Consider the following 25,335-nt stretch of genomic DNA (forward strand, 5'->3'; position numbering starts at 1 on the left):
TCAGCCACTTCTTGTAGCCGCCGAGGGCGGCCCAGGTCTGCCCCCACGTGGTGTCGTGGCCGCCGACCGGGTGGTTGTCGGCCGCACCCAGCATGAGTACGAACACGACGCCAAGCCCTACCGCTGGACCTACGACGGCAGCCCATTCAAAGCCGCATGAACCCCCGAAGGATCAACGCGGCGCTGCACTGGGCTGCCGCCGACAGCATCCTCAGCCGGCTGAGCGAGCCACCACGCAGCCTTCGGGACGAGTTTTCCGCGCAGATATCAGGGGTAATCCAGGGGCATCCGTTGGAGCTGACGGAGTGGATCACGGGCTACGCCAGGAGAGCAGTCGGCGACTGTCTGCAGTCTGCCCTGTGGCCACTGAGTGGGGGGATCAGGTCGTGGATGAGTACGCAGAGTTTAGGCAGTTGGCCCGTAAGACGGTGGAGTTGCTTGAGTCGGACCCAAGTAAAGAGAAAAGGAAGGTATCCGCCGACAACACAGAGGTCGAGGGATGGACCATCGACCGAGGCAGCTCATACAGCAATGAGAAAGTCTTCTCCAAAGCTCCCGGAGACTTCAGAGAAGCCTGGGGAAACAACGGGGAAATCATCCTCGGCGTCGATGGTGAAATCTATTCCTTCTCCTGGCATAAAGAGGAGAGTGGGTGGCCTACTGTCATGACGGAGTCGAGTTCACTGCGCAAGCTGGAGGCTCGGGATCTGGTGGGAAGTACGGGAAAGCCGTTCAGTGCGTACACGGATAAATTGAATCGACTCCGTTGGTCCTAGCATCTACGAGCAACCATTCCTTTTCTCCTGTCAAGTCGCGACGCTTGGACTGTAGATAAGCCCTGCTTTCGAATCCCGGCTGGGGGATCATGAAATGTTCAAACTCGCGATGCGCGAAGATGCCCGCGGAACGCGCATAGAGTCTCTCTGTGAGTTGGTCGATGCAGCTGGACTCGTCATTACGGTGCACGGCTCTGGAGACCTAAACGAGACAAGGAGAGCTATTTTCGAGGCGGCCCCGCGCCTCTCGGAGGAGCATGAAGTCCGAGCCAACGGCATGATCTTAAGCCGCGTCGGAAGCTACCGAATTTTCTGGGGTATCGTCAGCCATCCCGGTGGAAGTTTGGCGATCCTCACACCCCTGTCAATATATGAAGGGCAGGACAGAAGCGAGTGGATCAGCCATTTCATGCGCGAGGTACTCGATCCCGTCAATTCTCTCTCCAGCCGAGGTTACCGCATAGGGGGAGGTGGTGATGGATCGGTGACCGACTTCGAGTTCGCACAGGCCTTTGCCCATGCGTATGTGTGACGACCAGTCCGGGCGGCAGTGGGTGGACAGTGAGATGGGGACCCACATCGGCGGACACAGGGACGGCATGCCATCACCAGTTGTGGGGTGAACGCCCAGTGAACCGGTGTACGCGACAAGTCGCTTGAGGAGACGTGAGTGTCACAGGCGTGGAAGGTCACCGTTATGGTGTTGGCCTTTGCTGGAATTGTTTCGACCCCGTTGATCTGGCTACTTGGCAGCCCTGACTCCGGCCAGCTCGTTGGAGCCTCCGTCCAGGGTGCCGTTGGCATCGCGGCGTTTCTATGGGCGCTATTTCAAAATCCCACCAGCCGGGTTGACGACGTGGCTGTACGGACCGGTGAAACTGAAGCTGAAGACGGGGGAACCGCGGTTACCGGCGTCAAGCGGCCCAAGGGCAGGGGAAGCGGATCGGCGAAGGCCCAGGCCACCGGGAAGGCGAAGGCCACCGGCAAGGGAAGTCGAGCTGTCAGCGGTGTCGACTACGAGTGATCCGGCTCGGCTAAAGGGAACGGGGGGAATCGGCGAATGGTGAGGCGGCGCAGGCGAAGAAGTGAGCCTGGTTCGCAGGCCGACGTCTCCGCGACCGATACCGGCGACCCCGTGGCCGGGGCTGGAGGGAAGGCGGTGACCGGCTACTCCGGACCAGCACAGAGGACTGCGGAAACGTCTGTCGCCCTCATACATGTGTCCGGGACGGGGGACGCGATCGCCGCCACTGGCGGCCTGGCCAACAGCGGCTATATCCACGAGCTGAATGTCGGCACGCTCACGATGGTGTTGAAGCGAGGACCTCGTGAACCAGCTGCGTGGCCGCACCAAATCGGATTGATCCCACCGCGGGCGCTGTCCTTCCAGCCTCGAGCGGAGCTGGAGCGCCTGAAGGAGGCGATACAGGGCGGGGGCATGGCGGTGCTCACCGGTATGGGTGGCGTGGGCAAGACCCAGCTAGCCGCCGACTACGCGCATACCACTTGGCAGGGCGGCTGCCTGGACGTGTTGGTATGGATCTCCGCGAGTAACCGCTCCGCAGTGATCTCGGGATACGCACAGGCCGGCGTTGAACTGTGCCGGGCCGACTCCTCCGCCCCGGAACAAGCCGCGAGAACGTTCCTGGCGTGGCTCCACCCCAAGGGCGGCGCCGACCACTGTCGATGGCTGATCATCCTGGATGATGTCTCTGACCCCGCGGATCTGCGCGGCCTGTGGCCGCCGACAAGCCCCCATGGCCGCAGCGTTGCCACCACCCGGCGCCGCGAAGCAGCTCTGGCGGGGCACGGGCGCCATGTGATCGGAGTCGGCCTGTTCACGGAGGCCGAAGCGGTCGCTCACCTCTCGTCGTCTCTGGCAGCACACGACCGGCATGAGCCTACAGACCAACTCGTCGCGCTGGCCTCTGATTTGGGTCACCTACCCCTCGCTCTCTCCCAGGCCACCGCATATATGGTCGATACAGGTCTGGACTGCCGTACGTACCGCCAGCTGCTATCCGACCGAGCAAAGACGCTAACCGAGTTGATGCCCGAGACGGGCGCCCTGCCCGACGACCAGGACGTCGCGCTTTCCGCAGCATGGTCCCTATCCATCGAACGCGCCGATCGACTCCACCCCGTCGGCCTCGCACGCCCCATGCTCGAGCTCGCAGCCATGCTGGACCCCAACGGCATCCCAGGCAGCGTCCTCGGTAGTTCGCCTGCTCTCGCTCATCTCGCGGAGCATCGCGCCATCACTGCCGGGAGCAGCGGACGATCGCACGAGATCCGGCCAGAGGATGCGGTCCTTGCGCTCCGGGTTTTGCATCGACTCAGCCTGATCAAGCACACCCCGGCCACCGAGAACCAGGCGGTACGCGTCCATCAGCTCATCCAGCGGGCCACCCGTGAGAGTCTCCCTTCCGACCAGCACGGCGATCTAGCCCGCACCGCAGGCGACGCCCTGGTCGCTGTCTGGCCCGATGTGGAACGTGACAGCGCCTATTCCCAGATCTTGCGGGCCAATACCGAAGCCCTCAACGAACACGCACCGACCCCTCTCTGGGCGCCCCGGGCGCACCCGGTCCTTTTCCGGGCGGGGAAAAGCCTGGGAGAGGCCGGGCTCATCGGCGCCGCCCGTTCCTACTGGCACGAACTCCAAGCCACCGCCCACCGTTCTCTAGGTTCCGATCATCCAGATACTCTCACCACCTCGCACTACCTCACCTTCTGGCAGGGGGAGGCAGGCGATGCCGTCGGGGCCGCCGCCGCCTTCGCCGAGCTGCTGGAGCACCGGACACGGGTCCTGGGCCCCGACCACCCAGACACCCTCGTTACGCGGGCCAACCTCGCCTACCAGCGCGGCGAGGCAGGCGATGCCGCCGGGGCCGCCGCCGCCTTCACCGAGCTGCTGGAGCACCGGACACGGGTCCTGGGCCCCGACCACCCAGACACCCTCGTTACGCAGGGTGATGTCGCCGGGTGGCGAGGGATGGCAGGAGACGTCACCGGGGCCGTCGCCGCCTACGCCGAGCTGCTGGAGCACCGGACACGGGTCCTGGGCCCCGACCACCCCAACACCCTCAACACCCGGGGTCAGCTCGCCTACTGGCGGGGAGAAGCGGGGGACGCCGCCGGCGCCCTGAGCGCGTACACCGAGCTGCTGGAGGACCGACTTCGCGTCCTTGGGCCCGACCACCCACACACCCTCACCAGTCGGCACAATGTCGCTCGGTGGCGCGGAGAAATGGGGGACACCAAAAGGGCCACCACGGATTTCGCCGAACTATTGAAGGACCGTCTGCGAATTCTCGGGCCCGACCACCCACGCACTCTCAAAACGAGGTCGAACCTCGCCCGATGGCAGGGAGAGGACGGTGATCCGGAGGGAGCCGCCAGCGCATTCGCCGAGCTGTTGACCGACGCAATGCGTGTCTTGGGGCCCGACCACCCGGAGACGCTCATAATCCGCGCCTCCCTTGCCCGATGGCAGAGCTGACTGCGAATCACTTCTACTGCCAGCCCGGGAGTCGGGCAACAGGGCCGCTCTTGCCCGGCGTATACCTCCGCAGGCACGACCTCCTCGAGCAGCTCGCGGCTGGCTTCGGCATCTCAGTCGGCACCGCCCACGTTTACGTGGCCGCCGTCGTCGACCTGCTCGCCGACCGCGCGCCCGGCCTGCTGCGCGCCCTTCGTGAGGCCGAGGGCCCGTGGCTCCCGGGGTTTCGGGAGATGAGGGAACACATACCGACGATGACCTTTGGCTTCCAACTGCCGCCTCCCCGGCACAGGACTGGGGCCCGTCCCGCACCATGACGACATCACGCATGGGAGGTCAGTGGGATCCGTTGCCCTCGATGTCGACAGCAGGCAGCGCGGCCCAGGTAGCGAAGTCCGTCGATGTCACCGGTCCTTGGCCAGGGCGACGAGCTCGGCGAACAGGCCGCCGGCATGCACCAGGTCCTCGTACCCGCCTTGTTCGATCACCCGGCCTTTGTCCATGACCAGGATGCGGTCGGCGAGGCGTGTGTTCTCTGGGGTTTTGATAGCTGTCGTGTGACATTGCATCTCTTGCTGTCGTTTGGTGTATTACGACGGTTCTTCAGGGGTGTGGCTCTTGTAGTGGATCGTTGCGATCGACATACGGAGCATGGGAACGAATGTACGAAACACTTCTCGTCTCGATGCCGTCGGGGACCCGGTACTGGACCGTGGTGGACGACGAGCTGGAGGTCGTCCAGGAGGCGGACCGCTTCCTGAGGGAGGTACGCCTGGCCCGGGGCCGAGCAGAGACGACAACGAAGGCGTACGCCGGGGCGGTGACCTTGTTCCTGCGCTGGTGCGCGAGTACGGGGCGGGAATGGTCGACTGCGGCCCGGGATATGGGGCTGTTCATGGTGTGGCTGCGGTGGGCGCCGGGCAACGGTGGCCAGCGGCGGGCCGTGGTACCGGGGCCGGGAGGAACGCCGGTCCGTGGGGACGCGCGAATCAACAAGGTGCTGACCGCGGTACGGATGTTCCTGCTTCACGCGGTGGTCAACAAGGCCGCGCCGGCCTGGGTCCTTGAGCAGCTCTACGAGCTGGGGGATGACCGTGACCTGCCGGTGGAGGCACGGGGCGAGAGCGGTGGGATGCGGTATCGGCTGCGGGCCCGTCACCGGCTGCAGGAGCCGGAGGCGGAAGTGGACCGGGCCACTGACGAAGAGGTCGTGGCGATGCTGCGGGCCTGTCGGTCCGCCCGGGACAGGTTGATCGTGCTGCTGCTGTCGCGGGTGGGGTTGCGTCCGGGACAGGTCGCGGGACTGCACCGCTGTGATGTCCACCTGCTGATGGATTCGCGCTCGCTGGGGTGCGATGTCGAGGGGCCGCATCTGCACGTGATCCGGCGGCAGAACGTGAATGGCGCCTGGTCGAAGTCGAGGAAGTCGTGGGTGATGCCGGTGGACTTCCTGGTGGTGCAGGCCGCCGACCAGTACGCGGTGGAGCGTTACGAGATCCTCGGGGAGGGCGGAAGCGACTTCTTGCTGGTCAATCTCTTTCGCCCGCCCTATGGCTCGCCGGTGACCACCGGCGCGATCGGAGAGCTGTGCGAGTCGCTGTCGGGACGGGCGGGACTGGGCCGCCAGGTTGTGCCGCGGATGTGCCGGCATGCGATGGCCAGCAACGTCGTGGATGCCGGCGGCACGCTGGATGAGGTTCAGGCCCTGCTGGGCCAGAAGCATCCGGCCTCGCCCCGCCCCTACCTTCATCCGGACCGAGCTCGCCTGCGCGCGGCCGTTGACCGTGTGGCTTCGCCCCGCCTGACGGAGGGGGAGACCCGGTGAACCTGGCGGTCGCAACGCCCCAACAAGGGGCAGGGGAAGACACGGCCACCACAGGTCTCATGGGCGCCGTCCAACCGGAGTTCCTGCAGTTGCTCAGCTGGGATCCTCACGTCCGGGTTCTGGTGCTGCCGCGCTCGCGTCCGCAGTTCAGCGGTGAGGATTGCCTGGTGGCTGGCTGCGACAAGATGTCCTACTTCGCCTACCAGAAGGGAATGTGCACCGGTTGCACGGAGCGGTGGAAGAAGAGCGGCCTGCCGTTCGACGAGTTCGTCACCATCCAGCGACCCGGCCGGATGGTCGGGTTCTTTCCTTGCCAGGTCGCGCACTGTGAACGGCCGGGCAGACGCGCGACGCTTCTGTGCTCGGCGCATAACTACCAGAGGTTCCAGGTCTACGGGCTCCCGCTGGAGGACTTCCTCGCTCACCCCGAGGTGCAGCCGCTGCCGGCCCTGGAGCCTTGCCGGGTCGCGGCCTGTGACCGGCAAGGCGAGTCCAGGGACGGGTACTGCGCGCCCCACGCTGATCAATGCCGTGACCTGCGTCAAGAAGGCGTCTTACAGGATGAGGATCTGTGGCGGCTGACCACCCCGACCATCGCAGAGTCCCGCCGGGTTAGCCTGCGTGGACTGCCCGACCGTGTGGTCGCGGAGTTCATCTATGGCCTCCAGGAACGGATTGCCCAGGGACTCCGGCACAAGGATTACCTGCTGCGCAATTTGTCCAACAACGCCCGTGCTCGGCAAGTCACTTCACTCGAAGAGCTCGACCTGGACGTTCTCGGCCACAACGACAGGGCCCTGGCCAGGGGCTTCCTCAAGCACATCCGCCGCCTCGGACTGAGCCCGGAGACCGAACGCCACAAGGACGTCTGGGACGCGAGCGTCTTCGGCCTCGGCGGCACCTTCTCCTTCACCGGGATCACCCAGCCCTGGCTGAGGGAAGGAGCCAAGGCTTGGGCTCTCGACGACATCCCCCGCCGCCGCGGAAAGAGTGGCAAGACCACCGTCCAGCGCACCCTGAAGTCCCTGAGCCGTTTCTCCCAGAGCTTGCATCTGAGCCGGGATGACCACGGCGTCGACCTGCCCGTGCTCGGCCGCACCGACATCACTGCCTTCCTGGGTCGGCTGACCTTTCTCAACGACCGCGGCGACATCTCTGGCTGCACGCAGTACATGACCATCCGCGACACCCGACGCGTGTTGACCCGGCTCCGGACCCTGGGCCTGACCAAGCCCGGCCAACCCTTGCACGGCCTGGCGGACGACTTCGCCCTGCGCCAGGAGGACATCCCTGACGACCCCGAGGACTCCGAAGCCGGCCGGGACCTTCCTCCGGAGGTCATGCGGCAGCTCTGTGCCAACCTCGACTCCCTTGAGACCGTCAGCTCCACAGACGTCCGCACGGCCATCGAGCTGATCATCGACACCGGCAGGCGTCCCAACGAGATCTGCAAACTGCCATGGCAGTGCCTCGACCGGGAAAGCGACGGCAGCCCCGTCCTTGTCTACGACAACACCAAGAACCTTCGGCACGCCCGCCGACTACCGATCCCTGGCGCGACTGCCGCGCTCATCCTCAAGCAGCAACAACGCGCCCGCGCCCGCTTCCCCGACACCCCGGCCGACAAGCTCAAACTCTTCCCCGCCAGCCTGGCCAACCCCCACGGCACGAAAGCAACAACCTACGAGTGGGTGTCGGCAAAGCACCGAGCATGGGTGAAGAACCTGCCCGCCTTCCTGGTCCCCACCGTGATCGTCGAAGACGGCAACCGGGCCACCACGATGCTGCCCTTCGACAAGAACAAGATCTACCCCTACGCCTACCGACACACCTACGCACAACGGCATGCCGACGCCGGCGTCCCCCAGGACGTTCTCCAGTCGTTGATGGATCACCGCGAAGCCAGCACCACACAGCGGTACTACCGCGTCGGCGAGAAACGCCGCCGCGAAGCTGTCGAGCGGGTCACCACCATGCAGTTCGACCGGCACGGCACACGCGTCTGGCGTCAGGCAAAAACCCTCCTCGACTCCGAACACGCCCGCCGCGCCATCGGCTCCGTCCAAGTCCCCTACGGCACCTGCACCGAACCCTCCAACGTTGCCGCCGGCGGCCACGACTGCCCCGTGCGCTTCCGCTGCGTGGGCTGCGGACACTTCCGCACCGACGTCTCCTACCTCCCCGACCTTGAGGCATACCTGGCCGACCTGCTGCGCAACCGTGAACGTCTGGCCGCCTTCGTCAACGCCGACCCTTGGGCCAAGGCCGAGGCCACACCATCGGACGACGAGATTGCCCGAGTCCGCCGCCTTGTTCAGCGAGTGCGCCAGGACCTCGACGACCTCACCGACGAGGACAGGGCCCAGATTCGCGAAGCAGTCGCGCTGGTCCGCCGCAGTCGCGGCGTGTCCCTGGGTATGCCGCGCATCCGTCAGCCCCTGCCCGACCTTCGCCCAGAGAGAACCGGATGACCAGCATGACCGACGGGAGGCGGGCCGACTCGGCCCGCCGCCGCGAACGAGTCCTCAAAGCCCTCGAAGTCCTGCTGCGAAGCGACGAGGACATCACAGTCTCCGGACTGGCCCGCGCCGCAAGAGTGGACCGCACGTACATCTACCGGCACCGCGACCTCCTCGAACGCGTCCACGCCGCCGCAGCCGCCCCACCAGAAGAAGGTCGGATCGCGGCCGTCAGCCGGGCCTCGCTACGGGCAGACCTGACCAACGCGCTGGAGCGGAACAGACGACTGGCAGTCCGGGTCCGGCAGTTGGAGAAACGTCTGTCCGAGAACCTTGGTGAAACCGCATGGAAGGAATCCGGCCTTGGTGCGTCCGCCGACATCGACCAGCTTCACCGCCGCATCACGTTGCTCGAACAAGACCTGGCCGAAGCAAGGGGCCAACTCGATGAGCGCACCGAGGAACTCGATGCTGCGCGGGCGGCTAATCGGGAACTGACCCGGGCACTGAACCAGGCCCGCTGACGCCATCTGCGGGTCTGTACGCTCACCGGCCCTGTCTCACTTTCGGCCCTGTCTCACTTTCGGTGGTGACGGAGCGTGCTGTTATCCGAGGAGGATGCGATGGCGAAGCAGGGTGAAGCCTGCTCGTCCGTGCATCTGGCGCGCGATCCGCTTGGTCTTGGTGTTGACGCCCTCGGTGGGGCCGTTGCTGTACGGAAGGGTGACACCCGCGATCACGGCGTCGAGGTCTCGGTCCAGGCCCCGGGTGAAGGCGTGCAGATGAGGCAGGTCGGCTGCTCGGACTTGGGCGATCCAGCGCGTGAGTGCGTCGGCGTTGTCGGCGTGCGGCGTAAGGAGCGGGGCGAAGCCCCTGATGCTGGCCGCGAGTTGGGTCATCTCGGGGCAGGCGGCGGTGAGCTTGGCCAGGAGCTCGTGTTGCTCGGTCTTGAGGTTGTCGGGCCTGGTCAGCAGCATCCGGGCGAGCCTGCGCGGGGAGATGTGGCTGCGGTCGGCGTCCGCGCGGCCCTGGTTGATGTACTTGTGCAGGAGGTTCAGGCAGCCCGTGAAGCCGAGGGTCTTGATCTCTTCGAAGATTCGAAGAGGTGACTGACGGGGACGGCGGGGTCTTCGGCCCGGCGTTTGCGCAGGTGCTCGCGATAGGGATCGACGAGGCTGGCGCGGTATTTGGGGACGCGGAGCATCCGTTCGGGGCGGTCGGCACGGGCGTACCGTTTGACGGTGTTCAGGGCCAGTTGCAGGCGGCGGGCGCATTCGAGTAGGCCAACGCCCTTGTCGAGGAGCTCGTGGACCTGGTGCCAGCGTTCGAGGGTGGTCTGGGCGCGGGGCCCGTCGTAGATGGGCGCGTCCAGTACAGCGGCCCAGCAGGTGCTGTGCGCCTTCACTTCGCTCAGGGCGGCTTCGCACAAGTTGTGCCACACATGCCAGCGGTCTCCGACCTGGACCGCGTCGGGCAGGGCACGGCGGATGGCCTCAGCATAGGTGGTGGAGGCGTCGCGGCACACGACCTCGACGTCGGGATGGTCGCGCAGCCACGCTTCCAGGGTGTCGGCGGTGCGGTCGGGCAGCACATCGATGCGCTCATGGGTCTCGGCGTCGCTCACCACGGTGGCATAACGGTGCCGCCGGCGCAGAGCGAAGTCGTCGACGCCGATCACGCGGGGTCTCCGCCCGGTGGGCAGCGGGATGCGTAAGAGGGTGCGCAGGGCCGTGTGGCGCGACAGGCCCACCGCAAGTACCGCCAGCAAACGTGCACCCGCTCGGCCCGCTAACTCCTTGACCACAGCCTTGACTTGCCTGGTCAGGCGGGCGGTGCGGCGCTGGTATCGCTCCAGGACACCGGGCACCTGTTCGCGGAAGGTATGGCAGCAACCGCGCGTGGGACACACCAGACGCCGCACCCGCACACGGACCACCACCCGGCGGCCATCGACCGGCACGTCGGCCACCGTCCGCAGCTGATAACCGTGCACCCGCCCGGACGGCGCCCCGCACACCGGGCAGACCGCGGCCTCCGTCGGCGTCCGGGCCCGCACCACGATCCGCTCGCCCTCGTCGGTGACCTCCTCTATGACCAGCGGGGACAGCCCCGAAAACACCATCTGCACAAGCTCGTTGACATCCTTCACGGGTTGTCAACGACCCCCGGGACGCTCCGTCACCACCGAAAGTGAGGCCCTGCCTCACATCCGGTGGTGACGTTAAGTAGCTGCGGTGACTGACGGTAATGCCGCCAGTCCAGCATGGGTGAAGCGACTGTCGACACCGTTCACGCCTACCTCGACGACGCGTCTGCGACTGGCCTCCCCGGGGCTCGGACCTGACACCTCAAAAAACGGTGACGTTCTGTCACCGCCGGATGTGAGACAGGGCCGCTCGCTTTACAGACCCACCGGCGACGACGGATCTTGCGTCCGGCCAGACCCAGCTCGGCCATCAGCTTCGCGACCGTGTTCACCGAGACCCGCCAGCCGCGCCGGACCAGCTCGATGAACACCTTCGGCGAGCCGTAGGTGCCCCCGGACCGGTGGAAGACCTCCTCGATCTCCTCGGCCAGGCGCTGCCGGCGCTCCTCCCGGGCGGTCGGTGCGCGGTCGCGCCATTTGTAGAACCACGACTCGGACACGCCCAAAGCCCGGCACGCGACGCGGTGTGGAATCTTCTGCTCGGCCTTGCAGCTGCTGATCACCCCGACCGCGACGGCCGGGTCTGCCTCAGCTACTTCACCCACAAGGCCACGAATCGCTTGCATACATCACGCTCCATCTCCAGCTCACGGATGCGCTTGTCCTTCTCCCGCGCCTCGGCCCGCAGCCGCTCCAGCTCCGCCCGCTCGCCCTCCCGCAGCCGGGCGCCCGAGCCCGCCACCGCCGATTGGACAGGCGTGTCTGACGACGGCGAGCCGTTGCGCTTGGCCCGCGACACCCAGCTGTGCAAGATCAATGCTCCGTCACAGGCGGAGTCGTGTCCACGGACACCATCACGCCCTTCGGCAACGGCCAGAGATCATCCAGACCGGAGCTGAGCCGCAGCTCCGCCAGGAGGACCGACCTCCGCGGCGAACGTGATGGCGTCACGACGCTCCAACTCGTTCAGGAAGGGGAAGACCGCGACAGGATCGCGGTCCGCGACCATACGGGCGGTGCCGAAGGTGCGCAGGACGTACGCGTACTGCTCAGCCGTACCGATCGGGCCAAGCCGGGGCCAGGGCTCGGAAACCCCGTCGGCCAGATCCCGCATGATCTCCCGCGCCCGCACCAGCGCGCTGCGGGCGTCGGGGAAGGGTTCGAGCACCCGGTAGAGCATCGAGGCCAAGGAGTTGCCTTTCACATCGGGACACCTCCGCCCGCGCCTCGGGCTGCAGTAGGTGTACTCGTTCGACGAATGGTAGGCGTGGTCCCCGGCACAGCCGTGGCCGACGATGTCACCCTGCGCGTCCGCACCAGGCCGGCCGCCGACCGCACTCCCCGCCCGAGTCGCGCCCACCGGCTCACGGAGCTGCCCGCCTCATCCGCCCCACCAGCACCTCACCGGCCCGCCCGGTCGAAACGGAGGGCGGCCTGCGGGCAGCGATCGCCGGTGAGTACCATCCGCTGAACGGCGAGGCGTCGGAGCCTCGCCCGGATGCTTCGGGCAGGGCTCGAACGGGGATCGTCCTGCGGGGCGGGGCGGTGCGGGGGGCGGGGAGTTGGCGACGTTCGGTGAGATGCTGTTGGTCTTTCGCCGGGCCGCGGGGCTGACGCAGGAGGAGCTGGCCGAGGCCGCCGGGATGACGGCCCGGTCCATCCGGGATCTGGAGCGCGGCCGGCGGGCGCGTCCGCAGCGCCGCACGGCGCAGTTACTGGTGTCGGCGCTGGGGCTGGAGGACTCGGACGCCGCCGCGTTGCTCGCGGCCGGCAGACCCGGCCGGCAGACGACTCCTCCTGCCGACGACAGCGCGGCACCGTCCGGCCTGCTCGGCCGTCAGGACCAGGTGGCGGTCCTGGAGCGGGCGGCCGGCGAGGCGCGGGCGGGCCGGGGCGGCGTGGTTCTGGTGCGGGCGGGCGCGGGGATGGGGAAGACCGCGCTGCTGGACACGTGGGCGGGCCTTCAGCAGCCGCAGGAGATCCGGGTGATGTCCGCGAGCGGGGCGGAGCTGGAGCAGGGCTTCGCCTTCGCGGTGCTGCGGCAGCTGGTCGAGCCTCTGCTGGTCGGGGCCGGCGACGAGGGGCGGGCGCGGCTGTTGTCGGGTCCGGCGCAGTTGGCGTCGCACGCGCTGCGCGTGGAGGGGACCGGCGAGCTGTCGCCCGAGACGTCACTGGGCCTTCTGCACAGCCTGTACTGGCTGATGGTGCATGTCACCGACGACGGGCCGGTCGCCCTGGTGGTCGACGACGTGCACTGGGCGGATCTCCCGTCGGTGCGGTGGCTCGAGTACCTGGCGCGGCGTCTGCGGGGTCTGCCCCTGCTGCTGGTGCTGGCGGGGCGGCCGGACAACGGGGCCGGGGTCGAGCCGGTGCTGGGGCGGATCGCCGGACAGCCGTACTGCCGTCCGGTCGGCCTGCCCGGGCTGGACCTCGACAGTGTGACCCACCTGGTGCGGGCGAGCCTGGGGCCCGGCGAACCGCGGTTCGTCGCCGCGTGTGCCTCGGCCACCGAAAGCAACCCGCTGCTGCTGCACGCATTGCTGCGGACCCTCGCCGACAACCAGGTCAGAGCCACCGACGAGCAGGCCCATCTGGTGGAGGAGTTCCGGGGCCGGATCCTGGCCGAGACCGTGGTCAAGCGGCTGACCGGCGAGCCGGAGCCGGTCCTGCGCCTGGCGCGGGCCCTGGTGGTGCTGGGGGACGAGGCCACCTGGAAGGTCGCGGCCGAGCTGGCGGGGCTGGGCGAGTCGACGGCACGGGAGCTCGGCGGCAGGCTGCGGCAGGCCGGTGTGCTGGCGCCGGGTGAGCCGGTGCGGTTCGGGCATGCCCTGGTCCGCGCCGCCGTCGCCGAAGCCGTCCTCGGGCCGGTGGACCTGGCCGTCGGTCACGCGCGGGCAGCCGAACTGCTGCGCGGCGACGGCGCGGCCGACGATCTGGTGGCGGCCCATCTGCTGCTGGCCGAACCGGGCGGTGAGAGCTGGTGGGTGGACACCCTCCGGGAGGCGGCGCGGGCGACGCGTGGCCGAGGTGCTCCGGAGGTCACCTCCGCCTATCTGCGCCGGGCTCTGCGCGAGCCGGTGTCCGTCGAAGAGCGTGGCCCCCTGCTGCTGGAGTTGGGCAAGGCCGAGCTTCAGATCGACGTCGGCGCGGCCAGGCACCACCTGACGGAGGCATCGACGGCGTTGGCCGAGCCGTATGCGCTGGCCGAGGCGGCCTCGCTGCTCGCCAGCGGGCTGTTCCTCAGCCATGAGCACGAGCGCGCCGTCGACGTCCTCGCCCGTGCGGTGGACGATCTGGGGCGGACCGACGACGGCATCGGCCTCGCGCGTGAGGTGTCATGGTTCCTTCAGGCGCAGATGCTGCTGATCGGTTACGACCAGCTCTCCACGCTCCCCGCCGCACGCCGGCACGCGCGACGGCTGTGGGACCACAAGCTGGCCGGTGACACCCCTGGTGAGTGCATGGTCCTGGCCGCGCTGTCCGCCCCGGCCACCACCGGGGAGGCCACCGCCCAGATCGCGGGCGACCTCCTCGACCGGTCCCTGCGAGGCGGGCTGGTCGCGGCGGACACCTCCCAGATGCTCGTGACCCTCGCGGGGCTGGCCTTCGTGGCCACCGACCGGCTCGACGACGCGGTCGCGCGCTTCGACCGCGTCGTCGACATGGGCGGCCGATGGGGCTCGTTCCTGCTGGTCTCGTCCGCGCTGACCTGGCAGCTCCTCGTCCAGGCCCGCCGCGGCCGGCAGCTCCCGCTCACCGCCGACTTCGGACACCCCGCCATCACGGCCGACCAGGGCTTGGAGCCTCGGGTCAGGCTGTCGATGACGACCCAGGTGGGCGAGTCGCTGATCGAGCGGTGCGACCTGACGTCGGCGACGGCGGTGCTCACCGCGGACGCCGACTTCGACCGGGTGGGCTGGACCTGGCAGGGCCCCGCGCTCCTCGCACGCAGTCACCTGCAGGCGGCGCGGGGCAACCCGGCCGCCGCCCTCGCCGTCCTGCACGAGTACGGCGCGGAGGAGAACCGGGCACAGGTCATGAACCTGGCCGGGGCGCCCTGGCGGTCGCGGGCGGCCTTGCTGCACCACACGCTCGGACAGCGGACGGACGCGCTCCAACTGGCCACCGAGGAACTGGAGCTGGCCCACCAGTGGGGCACCGAGCGGGCGATCGGGGTGGCCTCGCGCTGTCTGGGCGTCGTCCACGGCGGACGCAGGGGGCAGGCTCTCCTGCGCGAGGCCGTGGCCGTGCTGAAGCGGTCCCCGGCCCGGCTGGAACTGGCCCGCGCCCACTACCGGCTGGGCACCGCCCTCCTGCACGGCGGCGAGACCGACGAGGCCCGCCGCTCCCTCACCGAGGCGCTCCGGCTCGCGGACGCCTGCGGCAGCGTCCTGCTGGCCGGCCACGTACGCGGAGCGCTCGCCGCGGCCGGAGTGCGCCCGAAACCAGCCCCACCGGCGGCTCCGAGCCTCTCCCCCACCGAACACCGGCTGGTCGAGCTGCTCCGTACCCGTCACACCGACCGTCAGATCGCCCAGTCCCTCCTCCTCACCCCGCACGACGTGACCGGCCTGATCGAGCAGGCAGCCCGCAAACTGGGAGTGGCCGGCAGGGCGGAGCTGGCATCGCCCCCGGCCCGGGCCCACCAGCGGTCCGGCGGTGAGTAGACCCTGCGGTCGGCGTGACGCGGCGGCCTGGAGTCGCGACATGGCTTGAGCGGCGTTGAGCCCCGCACGCGGTGCGGGGCTCGTGGCCGGCAGCGACACCGCAGTGCCGCTACCAGGTCGTGCTATCCGCCGACCGTGGACCAGGCGGACCAGCCGGGGCCCCCGGGAGTGGTCTGCCAGGCGGTCGTGATGGTGTTCTTGACGTCCAGGGCGAAGACCTCCAGCCGTCCGTCCTTGTTGGCGACGACGACGGGGTCGCCGGCGGTCGCGCCGCCGAGGCTGGAGAAGCCGGACCACACTTTGGCGCCGCCGGTCTGGAAGTCGTGGTAGACGCTGCCGTCGACGGCCTTGGCGAACACTTCCAGCCGGTCGTCGTTGTTGATGCCGACGGCGGGAACACCGGTGAGCAGGCCCTTGCCGCCGAGGTTGACCCCGGGATACCCCGCTGATTCGTCCGCGGTCCAGACGGCCTTGTCGGTGCCCACCCCGAACCCCTGGAGAATGCCGTTCTTGTCGCGGACGACGGTGACGGCATGCTCCAGATAGCCGCCGACCTTGGAGAAGTCGGACCATTTCTGGATATCGGGGGTGTCCTGCCAAGCGTGGTAGACGGCATGGTTGGTGGCCGCGCTGAACACGTCCAGCCGTCCGTCACTGTGGACGGCGACGGCGGGAGGAGTGATGAACTCGCCGCCGAGGTCGAGCCAGGGGGACCACTGGTCGGCCTTGGGACTGGTCTGCCAGGCGGTCCAGAGGGAGGAGTCGGCGTCTCCCAGCCCGAACAGTTGGAGCTGTCCGCTGAGGTTGGACGCGACGGCGAGGGGGCCGTGGACCGAATCGCCGATGGTGGACCAGCCGGTCCACTTGGAGCTGTTGGGGGCAGCCTGTGCGTTGGCGACGACACTGCCGCTCGTGTTCACGGCGAACACTTCCAGCCGTCCGTCGAGGTTGCTCGCGACGGTCGGGGCGTCTTTGAACGTGCCCAGGCTCCCCAGGCTGGACCAGCGGGTCCATTTGGTGGCGTTCGCGGCGGCCTGCGAGGCGGTGTAGAGGAGGCCGTCGGCGCCGACGGCGAACGCCTCCAGCCGCCCGTCCGACTGCCTGCCGACCGCGGGGGCCGTCTCGAACTGCGGCGCGTCCGGCGCCTGCGCCGCGAGGAGGGCTGCCGAGGCGGGCGCCGCCGGAAGGAGCGCCAAGGCCGACACCGCTGCCGCCGCGGCGGCCACGACGGCTGCGGCGCGTGGAGTTCGGATCCTGGTTCCGGGCATGCGAGGTCGCGTGGAAAACATGAATCTCCTCGGTGACTGGTACTCCGGGCCGCGGCTCAAGCGCCGACGGTGCGGTACCCACTGCTGAATCCGGCAGGGCCGTTGCCGGCCCTTCGCGGCACCTTCCTGCCCTCGGTGAGGAGGGGTGGCTGCTCAGGGAGCAGCAAAACACCGATGCGGACAGGGGTGCCAGGAAGAAGAACCGGACGGATTACCGGAAGATCCGCCGGAACGAACAACGTCCGGTCCGGCCCCGGTGGGGCGGGGGCTACCATCGTGCGCCGGGGGCCGTCGGCCGCCCAACGGGATGCAGCGGGTCGGCTGTTGAGGGGGATGGTCAGCCATGCATGTGGTCGTCACCGGCGGCGCCGGGTTCATCGGGGCGAACCTCGTCCGCGTACTGCTGGACCGGCCGCAGATCCGGCAGGTGACGGTCGTGGACGACCTGTCGACCGGAAGCACGGCCAATCTGGCGGGCCTGGACGTGGTCTTCCACGAGGGCACCGTGCTGAACGGGGCGCTGCTGGACACGGCGTTCCGGGGCGCCGACGCGGTGGTGCACCTGGCGGCGCTGCCGTCGGTGCCGCGCTCGGTCGCCGACCCGGTCGCCGGCCACCACGCCAACGCGACCGGCACGCTGGAGGTGTTGCAGGCCGCCCGCAGGGCCGGGGGGCTGCACGTGGTGGCGGCCTCCTCGTCCTCGGTGTACGGGGCCAACCGGGAGTTGCCCAAGCGGGAGGAGATGCGCGCCGCTCCGCTCAGCCCGTACGCGGTGAGCAAGCTGGCCGCCGAGTCGTATCTGACGGCCTTTCATCACTGTTATGGGCTGCGGGTGCTGCCGCTGCGGTTCTTCAACGTGTTCGGGCCGCTGCAGCCGGCCGGCCACGCCTACGCCGCGGTCGTCCCGGCGTTCGTGGACGCCGCGCTCGCCGGGCGTCCGCTCCAGGTGCACGGCGACGGCGGGCAGACCCGGGACTTTACCTTCGTGGGCACCGTGACCCAGGTGCTCGGTGAGGCGGTGCTGCGCCGGGTGGTGCACCCGGAACCGGTCAACCTCGCCTTCGGGACTCGGACGTCGCTGACCGACCTCGTCGCCGAGCTGGAGGCGGTGCTGGGCCGCCCGGTGCCGGTCCGGCACACCGCTCCGCGCCCCGGGGACGTCCACGACTCGCAGGCCGACAACACGAGGCTCAGAGCGCTCTTCCCCGGGGTGCGGCCGGTGCCTCTGCGGCAGGGGCTGGAGCGCACGGTGGAGTGGTTCCGGTCCGTGGCCCGCACGCCCTGACTTCGTGGCGCAGGCTCCGGATGGCGTACAGGCCGCCGAGAGCGATCAGGAGGCCGGAGAGGGTGAGGATGCCGTCGACGCGGCCGAAGCGCAGGCCGCCGAGAGTGGCGTGGAAGTCCTGCGGGACGGTGCTGGCCAGCCAGCCCGCCAGGCCGGTGCCGATGATCCCGGCGAGCCGCTGGACCGGGTTGAGGACCGAGAAGACGCGCCCGAGGTAGCCGGGCGGGACAGCCTCCACGAGCATCGGGGCGAGAGCGGCGTTGAGCACCGCCATGGCGACGCCGACGGCGACCAGGACGGCGAGCCCCGCCGCCAGGCCGGTTGCCCGGGAGTACCCGACCAGGAGGAGTCCGGTCACCGCGAGGCCTAAGGAGAAGACCCGCCGGTGCCCGAGGCGCCGGCCGAGCGGGGTGGCGAGGACCGCGCCACCGAGCATGCCGAGGCCGAGGGCCATGTAGAAGGTGCCGTACCACTGCGGGTCGGCGTGCAGGTTGCCGGTGACGAAGAAGACGTTGACCACGTGCAGTGCCTGGGAGCCGATGGTCACGATGACGATGACGACCAGGACGGCCCGCACCACGGTGTTGCCGGCCGTCATGCGCAGCCCTGCCATCAGTTCCTTGCGGAAGTCGGCCGGTCCGGACGGCGTGGTGGTGGTCGCCGCGGGCGGGCGGATGGCACGGACCAGCAGGTAGGACAGGAGGAACGAGGCGGTGTCGAGTATGAGCGCCCAGCGCAGTCCGGCGGTGTACAGCAGGGGGCCGGCCAGCGTCGGGCCGAGGATGGAGGCGATGGCCTGGGTGGACTGTCCGATGCCCGCGGCTTCGGCCCTCTGCTCCTCGGCCACGATCTCGCCGGTGAGGGCGAAACGGGCGGGGTTGAAGAACTGGGAGACGCCGGCGTTGAGGAAGACGGCCAGATGGACCAGGGCGACCGTCACACCGGCGGGCAGGGTGTGGGCGGGGAGGATGGCCAGCGCGGCGACGGCGCCGATGACCGCGGCGCGGATCAGGTCCGACGCGAGCATGGTGCGCCGGCGGTCCCACCGGTCCACATGCACCCCGGCCAGCGGTGCGACCAGCAGAGTCGCGACGGCGACGGTGGCCAGCAGCCCGGAGACGGCGGCCGGCGCGTAGGTGCGGCCGTCGAGGAGGACCGTACCCACCCACAGGGTGAGAGTGGTGTCGAAGACGAAGTCACCGGTCTGGGAAATCGCCTGGGCGGCCCACAGGAGACTGAAGTTCCGGTTGATCAGCATCGGCAGGCCCGGGCGGTCAGTCATGACGGCCTTCCGCATCGGTGAGCGCTGACCGCGCGGTGAGGAGCGGCACCGACACGTACAGTGCGGCGGCCGACGGGCTGTCAGGGGCACTGACATGGACGGTCGCGTGCCCGCCCGTCGACAGCGGCGGGAGCACCGCGACTCCGTTCGGACCGGTGCGGACGTCGGCCTGCGGGCAGGGGCCGGTGGTGAGCCGGAAGGCCGCCTCCGGCGGCTCGATCAGGGTGAACCGGAGCCGGACCCCGGCGGCTTCCCGCCCGCCGAGAGCGGCGTGGATCCGGAAGACGTCAGGGGCGCGGTGCGGCGATCCGCCGCTTTCGAGGGACGTGAGCGTATCGGCCTTCGGCTCGGCCCCGGGGCCGGCCTTGACCGTCCCGGCGAGGGGTACCGCGTTGTTGCGGCCGATGACGGCCCGGCCGTCCGCGCCGCTGCCCGCTTCCGCGTCCTCGGTGACCATGACCGGGAACACGTACGTGAGCGGGCCGCGGTCGTCACCCGTGGTGTTCAGGTGCGGATTGCCGATCACCGTGAGCGTGCGCCCCGAGTCGCCGATCCGGCAGTTGTCCAGGCTTCCGGTGTACCGGCCGCCGTAGTGGTACGTCGGCGCACCGCTGAAGACGAAACCGGTGGGAGCGGTGAAGCGCTGCGGTATCTCCCCCGGCTGGACCCGCCTGCCGACGGAGGCGTCGAGCATCACGGTGAGGACGGCCGCCTCTCCCGGTGACGCTTCGGGAACGCTGTCCTGACGCACCGTCAGTGCGGATTCGTCCAGCTCCGGTGTCTGTGCGACGACGGCCACGGTCAGGAGTGACGTGCTTTCCCGCTGGTCGTGTCTCACCGTCAGTTGTGCTGTGTAGAGGCCGGGGGCGGCCTTCGGGTCGGCGAGGATCCTGAAGACGCCGTCCAGCGAGCCGTCATCGGCTTGCAGGCGTGCGCCGGGAAAGCTCCGCCGACTGCACTCGCCCGGACCGGACCGGCCCGACAACGCGATCAGCTCGCGCGGCAGGGCCAGGGTCACCGTGACGTCGTCGCCCTGGATCGCGGCGGTTCCCCGGTTGCGGAGCCTGGCCCCCAGCTCGAACGGCAGGCCGCGCTGCACCGCGCCAGGGCTGACGAGCTCGCACATCAGCTCCGCGCCTCGTGTCCGCTCGGTGGCCGCGGCGGCGCACAGCACCCGGCGCACCCGGTGGCCGGTCCATTCGGCGATGTACAGCGCCTCGGAGCGGTCCAGAGCGACGCCGACGGGGTAGTAGAGCCGGGCGGACGCGGCGGGGCCGCTGTCTCCCGTGCTGCCGCTGCGGCCTGTGCCGGCCAGGGTGGAGATCCAGCCGTCCGGGGTGACGCGGCGGACGCGGTGGTTGCCGAAGTCCGCGATGTAGAGGTTCCCGGAGGCGTCCAGTGCCAGCCCCAGGGGTTTGTCGAGGCGTGCCTCGACGGCGGGCCCGCCGTCCCCGCTGTCCCCCTCGATGCCGGTGCCCGCCACCGCGAGGAGTGTCCCGTCGGGAGTGACCTTGAGGACGCGGTGGTTGTGGGTGTCCGTGAAGTAGAGCGTCCCAGAGGGGGACACCGCCAGGTCCGACGGGTAGTAGAGCTCCGCGTCGGTCGCCGGCGCCCCCTCGGCGGCCCTGCCGCGCAAGGTGCCTCCGCCTGCCACCGTCTCTATGCGGCCGTCCGGTGCGATCCGCCGGATCCGGTGGTTGGTGTGGTCCCCCACGTAGACGTGGCCGGCGCCGTCCAGCGCCACGCCCATCGGCTGGTTCAGCACGGCTTCGGCGGCGGGCCCCCCGTCACCGCCGAAGCCCCGGACGCCGGTCCCCGCCACGGTGCTCACACGCCCGTCCGGGTGCACCGCCCGGACCCGGTGGTTCTGCGTCTCGGCGATCAGCAGGTTCCCCTTGCCGTCGATCACCAGTCCCATCGGGTGGTTCAGCAGGGCTTCGGCGGCGGGCCCCCCGTCACCGCCGAAACCCCGGACGCCGGTCCCCGCCACGGTGCTCACACGCCCGTCCGGGTGCACCGCCCGGACCCGGTGGTTGTACGTGTCGGAGATCAGCAGGTTCCCCTCGCCGTCGATCACCAGTCCCCCCGGGTGGTTCAGCAGGGCCTCGGCGGCGGGCCCCCCGTCACCGCCGAAGGCCCGCACCCCGCACCCCGCCCACGTGGTGATCGTGTCCGCCGCTGCGGACTGCTCGGTCGTGTCGTTGACAGCGGAAATCATGGTGCGGTCTCCTCCGAAATGTCTGGCCGGACGGACAGGGGTGCCCCTCGGGCGAGTGGTCGAACTGGCGGACGGGAGGCGCTTCCCGTGATCCCGGTCCGCGCGGTGGCTCGGCCTCGTCACAGCGCTTCCGTCCGGTCGCCCCCGACGCGGTGACGGCAGTCGAGGACGTAGGCGGACCGGGCTTCGATGGCGTCGTAGTCGAATTCGTCGTGGTCGGCGAGCAGCACGACCGCGTCGGCGGCCTGCAGTTCGTCGGGCGTGGCGCTGACCCGCCGCGTGCCGGAGAGGTCCAGGCTTCCGGTGTGCACGCCGTCGATGACGTGCGGGTCCGCTATGCGGACCTCGGCGCCCAGCCGGCACAGCAGTTCGGCGATCCGGGCGGTCGGCGTCTCCCGGGCGTCGCCGGTGTTGGCCTTGTAGGCGAGGCCCAGAAGCAGGATCCGCGAGCCGTTGACGGCCTGTCTGCGCCGGTTGAGCGCCTGGATCAGCCGGCTGACGACGTAGTCGGGCATGTGGCTGTTGATGTCGTTGGCGAGTTCGACGAAACGGAACCGGTGCCCGAGGGTCCGCTCCACCTGCCAGGACAGGTAGGAGGGGTCGACGGGCAGGCAGTGGCCGCCGACGCCGGGGCCGGGCACGAACCGCAGGTAGCCGTAGGGTTTGGTGGCGGCGGCCTCTATCGCCGTCCAGACGTCGATTCCGAGGTCGTGGGCGAACATGGCCAGCTCGTTCACCAGGGCGATGTTGACATGCCGGAAGGTGTTCTCCAGCAGCTTGCTCAGTTCGGCCGTGCGGCAGTCGGAGACCGGGACGACGGTGTCCACGAGGGTCGCGTAGAAGTCCCGGACGCGTTCCAGCGACGCCTGGTCGATCCCGGACACGACCTTGGGGGTGTTGACCAGATTCCACCGCCGGTTGCCCGGGTCGATGCGTTCGGGGCTGTAGCCGAGGTGGAAGTCGCGGCCCGCCACGAGTCCCGAGACGGCTTCCAGGATGGGCCGGACGACTTCGTCCGTGGTGCCCGGATAGGTGGTCGATTCGAGAATGACGGTCGCCCCGCGGCGCAGATGTCCGCCGATGGTCCGGGCCGCCTCCCGGATGTGGGAGAGGTCCGGTACGCCGTCCCGCAGCGGGGTGGGGACGGTGATCACCGCGACGTCGAAACCGGCGCATCCGGCCGGGTCGAAACCCGCGTGGTAGGCGCCGGACGCGAGGAGGGGGTGCAGCCGTTCGGAGGCGACGTCCTCCACGTAGGACTCTCCGAGGACGAGCCGTTTGGCCCGGTACTCGTCCACCTCGTGGCCGAAGACCAGATGGCCCGCCTCGGCCGCCCGGACCGCCAGGGGGAGACCGACGTAGCCCTGGCCCGCCACCACCACGCGTGATGTCACCATGGTTTGAGGTCCAGCCGTCTGGCCAGGTCGGACTGGATGAGGCCCTTGGGGTCGTATCTCAGGGCGATCTCCCGCCATCGGCCGATCTCCGGGTACATCCGCTCCAGTTGTTCCTTCGTCGCGCAGGAGTCCTTGGCCAGGTAGACCCGCCCGCCCAGGCTGATCACGACGTCGGTGAAGGACCGCAGAACGCCGAGCACGCCCGGTCCGTCGGGGATCTGGGTGCTCAGTGTGCAGCCCTGCCGGGGGAAGGAGAGCAGGCCCGGGGAACGGTGTCCGCCGAGGCGTTTGGCCACGGTGAAGTAGCTGTGCAGGCCGGTCCGTTCGAGCATGCCGCCGAGGGTGCGTACGGCGTCGTCGAAGACGTCGTCGGCCACGGTGAACTGGTACTCGTGGAAGCCTCGGCGGCCGAAGAGGTTGCTGCGGAACTCGAAGCGGTCGCCCCAGTAGTTAAGGTCCGCCACGTGCATGGTCCGGTCCAGCCGGCGGTGCGCGAGGCCGCGCAGTCGGTCGAGGCCGCCGAGCAGGACGGGTCTGGCGAGGTTGAGGCGCAGCGTGCCGCGGCGGCGGGGATCCTCTTCCCGGGGCTCGTGTGCCGAGACGTGCTCGGCGCGGTAGTGCAGGCCGCGCACCTGCCGGCAGGGGTGGCGCAGCCAGCCGAACTGGTAGTCGCTGTCGGCCTGTGCGAGCAGTCGTCCGAGGCCGGTGGCGGGAGGGAAGGGGACGGCACGGACGCGTACCGTGTCCGAGACGGCGGGCACGAGCCGCAGCCGGGCGGAGATGATCAGGCCGGTCAGGCCGATCCCGCCGATGGTCGCGGCGAACAGGTCGGGTTCGCTCGCGGGCGAGGCCGTGACGAGGCTGCCGTCCGCGGTGAGCAGGGTGAGGTCGAGGACATGGCGGCCGAAGCTGCCCTGATGGATGTGGTTCTTGCCGTGGATGTCGTTGCCGATCGCGCCGCCGACGGTGGCCCACCGGGTGCCGCCGTAGACCGGCAGTGCCCAGCCGCTGCCGCTGACCGCCAGGTGCAGCGCCAGCAGTGAGGTCCCGCTGGCGCAGGCGATGACGCCGTGCGCGCGGTCGAAGTCGAGGATGCCGCGCAGTTCGCCGGAGGTGAGGGTGGTGCCGTTGGAGATGTAGGCGCAGTCGCCGAAGCTGCGGCCCGCGCCACGGAAGATGACCGGGCCGGCCAGTTGGTCGAGGGCGGCCGTGGTGGCGCGGTCGTAGGCGACGAGCCGGGTGCGGGCGGGCAGCAGGTGCGACCAGCTCGCGACGGTGGTCTGGGTGTCAGGCACGGCTGCCGCCGTGAAGTGCTGTCAGCCGTGGCGCGGGGAGCGGCGAGTGATGGGTGAAGAAGTCGCGGACGGCGTCGGAGATCCGGTCGATCTGCCGTTCTCCGAGCGTCGGGTGGCTGGGCAGCCTGAGCAGGTGGGTCTCGGTGCGGCGGGAGTTCGGGCAGTCCGCGAGGCCGTCGAACTGGGGCAGTCGCGAGCAGTCCCGGAAGTCTCCGGTGGTGGCCGTCACCCCGCGCCCGCGCAGGAAGGCGGCGAGCTCCTGGGGATCGGGGACGCGGATCCCGAAGTAGGCGGCGTTGGAGTGTCCGTGGCGGTCCTCCGCCAGCCAGCGGATCTCCGGCACGTCGGCGAGGCGCTCCCGGATCTGCCGGCGTACGGCCCGTCTGGCCCGGATGTTCGCGTCGAGCCGCGCGAGCTGGGCCGCCAGCATGGGCCGCATGAAGTTGCGGTAGGGCGAGCGGCTGTCGGGGTCGAAGCGGTAGGCCGGATCGTTGCGCGCGGGTTCCAGAGTCCGGCTGAGGCCCGGGTGGCCGTGCCGGGCCAGTGCCCGTGACAACCGCAGCACCGGCTGGACGGTCCAGTCGCTCACCGGCGTCTGGGTGATCGCCGAGGCCACGGCGCGGGACCCGACCGAGAGGAAGGCGTCGACGGCTGAGGGGTGGTGTCCGGGCAGGGTGTTGTCCGCCGCGAGATCCTCGGGGACGGCCAGCATGCCGCCCCCGAAGGTGTTGACGATCTTCTGGATGCCGAAGCTGAACAGCGCGCCGTCGGACTCCGCGCCGACCTGCGTGCCGTCGGCGGTGGTGGTGCCGACGGCGTGGGCGCAGTCCTCGAACAGCAGCAGCCCGAGCCGGTGGCAGACGGCACGGATGGCGGGGAGGTCGGCGGGGTTGCCGAACATGTGCGTGACCACCACCAGGCGTGTGCGTCCGGTGACCGCCTGGGCTATCCGCCGGGGATCGAGGCAGAGGGTGTCCGGCTCGATGTCGGCGAACACCGGTGTCAGCCCCCACTGCCGGAGTACGGCGGCGATCACGTAGAAGTTGAATCCGGCCAGGACGACCTCGTCGCCGGGCTTGAGGCGGTCGCGGCGCAGGGCGAGGAAGGCCCACAGGGCGTGGCGTCCGGTGGGCGTGGGCAGCAGGCGTCTGCCGGCGAGCCGGCCTGCCCAGATCGATTCCATCGTGGGTCGCCGGTGGGTTCGCCGGCTTGCGG

Annotated in this window: 18 protein-coding genes and 2 pseudogenes; 10 read left to right on the plus strand and 10 right to left on the minus strand. The window is 69.5% G+C overall.

Translation table 11 applies throughout. From position 1 onward, the window contains the following. The first annotated feature begins 386 nt into the window (after positions 1-386). The 8 genes and pseudogenes from IE239_RS38365 (at position 387) to IE239_RS38400 (ending at position 9,086) form a co-directional block, all read left to right on the plus strand. Entirely contained in the window at positions 387-776 is a 390-nt protein-coding gene (locus IE239_RS38365) for a hypothetical protein (RefSeq protein ID WP_190154082.1), read from the plus strand. 94 nt (positions 777-870) lie between these two features. Next, positions 871-1,308 carry a hypothetical protein gene (locus tag IE239_RS38370; protein ID WP_190154083.1) on the plus strand — a complete coding sequence of 146 codons (438 nt, stop codon included), beginning with the start codon at positions 871-873 and terminating at the stop codon, positions 1,306-1,308. A 138-nt stretch (positions 1,309-1,446) separates the two neighbouring features. After that, positions 1,447-1,800 (plus strand): hypothetical protein, encoded by a 354-nt coding sequence (locus IE239_RS38375; RefSeq protein WP_229878682.1) that lies wholly within the window; start codon positions 1,447-1,449, stop codon positions 1,798-1,800. A gap of 135 nt (positions 1,801-1,935) precedes the next feature. Next, complete coding sequence (locus IE239_RS38380; RefSeq protein ID WP_229878683.1) at positions 1,936-4,278, plus strand: tetratricopeptide repeat protein; 2,343 nt, start codon at positions 1,936-1,938, stop codon at positions 4,276-4,278. Positions 4,279-4,337: 59 nt separating this feature from the next. Next, positions 4,338-4,484, plus strand: a pseudogene (locus IE239_RS38385) (helix-turn-helix domain-containing protein); the annotation flags it as partial. 455 nt (positions 4,485-4,939) lie between these two features. Continuing rightward, positions 4,940-6,103 carry a tyrosine-type recombinase/integrase gene (locus IE239_RS38390; RefSeq protein ID WP_229878684.1) on the plus strand — a complete coding sequence of 388 codons (1,164 nt, stop codon included), beginning with the start codon at positions 4,940-4,942 and terminating at the stop codon, positions 6,101-6,103. Beyond that, positions 6,100-8,574 carry a tyrosine-type recombinase/integrase gene (locus IE239_RS42740; protein WP_229878685.1) on the plus strand — a complete coding sequence of 825 codons (2,475 nt, stop codon included), beginning with the start codon at positions 6,100-6,102 and terminating at the stop codon, positions 8,572-8,574. Before IE239_RS38390 ends, IE239_RS42740 begins: the two co-directional genes overlap by 4 nt. Continuing rightward, complete coding sequence (locus tag IE239_RS38400; protein ID WP_190154085.1) at positions 8,571-9,086, plus strand: DUF6262 family protein; 516 nt, start codon at positions 8,571-8,573, stop codon at positions 9,084-9,086. Before IE239_RS42740 ends, IE239_RS38400 begins: the two co-directional genes overlap by 4 nt. 81 nt (positions 9,087-9,167) lie before the next feature. Here the strand turns inward: IE239_RS38400 and IE239_RS38405 are convergent. From IE239_RS38405 to IE239_RS38420, 4 genes and pseudogenes are all read right to left on the minus strand, one after another. Continuing rightward, a pseudogene (locus IE239_RS38405) lies at positions 9,168-10,684 on the minus strand (ISL3 family transposase). Between the two features lie 173 nt (positions 10,685-10,857). Next, positions 10,858-11,334 (minus strand): IS3 family transposase, encoded by a 477-nt coding sequence (locus tag IE239_RS38410; RefSeq protein ID WP_190154086.1) that lies wholly within the window; start codon positions 11,332-11,334, stop codon positions 10,858-10,860. Continuing rightward, the gene (locus tag IE239_RS38415) at positions 11,301-11,519 is read right to left on the minus strand and encodes a hypothetical protein (protein ID WP_229878686.1); all 219 of its coding nucleotides are present in this window, start codon (positions 11,517-11,519) and stop codon (positions 11,301-11,303) included. The genes IE239_RS38410 and IE239_RS38415 overlap by 34 nt, the downstream gene beginning before the upstream one ends. Positions 11,520-11,588: 69 nt before the next feature. After that, positions 11,589-11,912: a hypothetical protein gene (locus tag IE239_RS38420; RefSeq protein WP_229878688.1), complete on the minus strand. Its 324-nt coding sequence runs from the start codon at positions 11,910-11,912 to the stop codon at positions 11,589-11,591. Between the two features lie 376 nt (positions 11,913-12,288). Between IE239_RS38420 and IE239_RS38425 the strand changes: the two genes are divergently transcribed. Then, positions 12,289-15,375: an ATP-binding protein gene (locus IE239_RS38425; RefSeq protein ID WP_190154087.1), complete on the plus strand. Its 3,087-nt coding sequence runs from the start codon at positions 12,289-12,291 to the stop codon at positions 15,373-15,375. Positions 15,376-15,497: 122 nt separating this feature from the next. Here the strand turns inward: IE239_RS38425 and IE239_RS38430 are convergent, their stop codons facing one another. Beyond that, entirely contained in the window at positions 15,498-16,571 is a 1,074-nt protein-coding gene (locus IE239_RS38430) for a PLL family lectin (protein ID WP_190154088.1), read from the minus strand. Positions 16,572-16,986: 415 nt separating this feature from the next. On the opposite strand from IE239_RS38430, the gene IE239_RS38435 reads away from it, so the two are divergent. Continuing rightward, entirely contained in the window at positions 16,987-17,928 is a 942-nt protein-coding gene (locus tag IE239_RS38435) for an NAD-dependent epimerase/dehydratase family protein (RefSeq protein ID WP_055631874.1), read from the plus strand. Here the strand turns inward: IE239_RS38435 and IE239_RS38440 are convergent. The 5 genes from IE239_RS38440 to IE239_RS38460 all read right to left on the minus strand — a co-directional run bounded on the left by IE239_RS38440 (position 17,834) and on the right by IE239_RS38460 (position 25,303). Beyond that, the gene (locus IE239_RS38440) at positions 17,834-19,210 is read right to left on the minus strand and encodes an MFS transporter (RefSeq protein WP_055631873.1); all 1,377 of its coding nucleotides are present in this window, start codon (positions 19,208-19,210) and stop codon (positions 17,834-17,836) included. The two genes, IE239_RS38435 and IE239_RS38440, sit on opposite strands and share 95 nt — an antisense overlap. After that, on the minus strand, positions 19,203-21,428 hold the full coding sequence (locus IE239_RS38445; protein ID WP_190154089.1) for an NHL repeat-containing protein: 2,226 nt from the start codon (positions 21,426-21,428) through the stop codon (positions 19,203-19,205). Before IE239_RS38445 ends, IE239_RS38440 begins: the two co-directional genes overlap by 8 nt. 119 nt (positions 21,429-21,547) lie before the next feature. Continuing rightward, positions 21,548-22,825, minus strand: coding sequence for a nucleotide sugar dehydrogenase (locus tag IE239_RS38450; protein WP_055631871.1), 1,278 nt, complete (start codon positions 22,823-22,825; stop codon positions 21,548-21,550). Next, positions 22,819-24,120 (minus strand): FAD-binding oxidoreductase, encoded by a 1,302-nt coding sequence (locus tag IE239_RS38455; protein WP_190154090.1) that lies wholly within the window; start codon positions 24,118-24,120, stop codon positions 22,819-22,821. Before IE239_RS38455 ends, IE239_RS38450 begins: the two co-directional genes overlap by 7 nt. Continuing rightward, on the minus strand, positions 24,113-25,303 hold the full coding sequence (locus IE239_RS38460; protein ID WP_055631869.1) for a DegT/DnrJ/EryC1/StrS family aminotransferase: 1,191 nt from the start codon (positions 25,301-25,303) through the stop codon (positions 24,113-24,115). Before IE239_RS38460 ends, IE239_RS38455 begins: the two co-directional genes overlap by 8 nt. Between the last annotated feature and the right edge of the window lie 32 nt (positions 25,304-25,335).

It is taken from the genome of Streptomyces humidus, from assembly GCF_014649655.1.
In the GTDB taxonomy this organism is placed as follows: domain Bacteria; phylum Actinomycetota; class Actinomycetes; order Streptomycetales; family Streptomycetaceae; genus Streptomyces; species Streptomyces humidus.